We start from the raw sequence: 1,141 nt of genomic DNA on the forward strand, positions 1-1,141 counted from the left end.
GCCCACCGACGTGCCCCACGCCCTTACCGAACCGACCACCGGCCCTACCACGGCCCTTACCCCGACCGCGACTCTTACCCTTGCTCTTGGCCTTGCCGGCCTTATAGATCGGCCTCAGCGCCACTGAGGGATCTACCGATCAAGGGATTTTAATCTACGGTTGAGAACCCATCCAGAAAGTTTCCCTCCACCAATAGAGCCGTGTCCGATCTTTTGGCCATTCACGCTCTACACTTCCCAATGATTCGAAATTATCGACGTTTAAATCAATAAAACGAAAACCAGGGTCAGATGGCCAACAGCGGTCAGGGTCGCAACTCTTTACTTCGCAACAAAAGCTACACGCGCTTTTTGTCTCCTGATTTTTCTGTGCCTCAATAAGCGAAGGGCGATTCGCTCCTTTTGCACGTTGAGGCCACCGGAGCTGGATCAAGTCATCTTCCCAGCCACACACAGGACAAATCAAATAAGATCCAGGAGGCTGGTCGTGCACAAGACGACCACAGCATGGACACGGATAACCCGGCATCTATTGAACCTCCATCCCATCTTGACCCCTATAGTAATCTATCCCATGATCCGGCTCAAAGTAAGTAATAATACCTCGCGGACCAGCAGAACCGAATTCACCCGAATCTGGATCAAAGAAACGACGCACTTTCTCCTCGTCTTGTTTCATGAGAACACCAGGCCTGCGCCCGTCACAAGTACACATAAGATCCTGAGCAGCGTAATTGTACTCAGTCATGGTATCGAATCCCATTTCCTCACCATGCCTTTTATAGTGATCATCGAGGTTCTTGTCGCTACTCCAATTATCACCAAAACAGTCGTTGTTGTGGACGAGTATGGGTGTCTCGCCCGCGACCGCATAGTACGTGTGGGTGTTGTTGATGGTGAGGTTGTGGACTCGCTGCAGCGCGGTCCAGGTGCGGATGCTGGTGACCAGCCGCTGCTCACCCTCAGCGGTACGCACCCGATCCCCGGCCTGGAGATCCTCGGCGTCGACCCACTCGTCCCGGTTGGGCACCCAGAACGGGTGCTCCCCCGTCGCCGTCACCGAGTCGGTCGCCCCACCTCGGTCACCATCGACATCGACGGTGACCTCTACCAGGTGTTTCTCACCTTGGCCGGTGATGGT

2 protein-coding genes are annotated in these 1,141 nt (G+C 54.4%); both read right to left on the reverse strand.

Annotated features, from left to right (window positions below):
• Nucleotides 1-154 precede the first annotated feature (154 nt).
• Complete coding sequence (locus tag BM150_RS25210) at nt 155-529, reverse strand: CPCC family cysteine-rich protein (RefSeq protein WP_092930303.1); 375 nt, start codon at nt 527-529, stop codon at nt 155-157.
• Nucleotides 530-1,141: polymorphic toxin-type HINT domain-containing protein (locus tag BM150_RS23565; RefSeq protein ID WP_139219662.1), on the reverse strand; the 612-nt coding region annotated here is incomplete at its 5' end.

This window comes from Actinopolyspora alba, assembly GCF_900112765.1.
Classification (GTDB): Bacteria; Actinomycetota; Actinomycetes; order Mycobacteriales; family Pseudonocardiaceae; genus Actinopolyspora; species Actinopolyspora alba.

Coding starts and splice junctions, on each gene's coding strand:
- BM150_RS25210 (WP_092930303.1), bottom strand. CDS start 529: ATGCCGGGTTATCCGTGTCCATGCTGTGGTCGTCTTGTGCACGACCAG.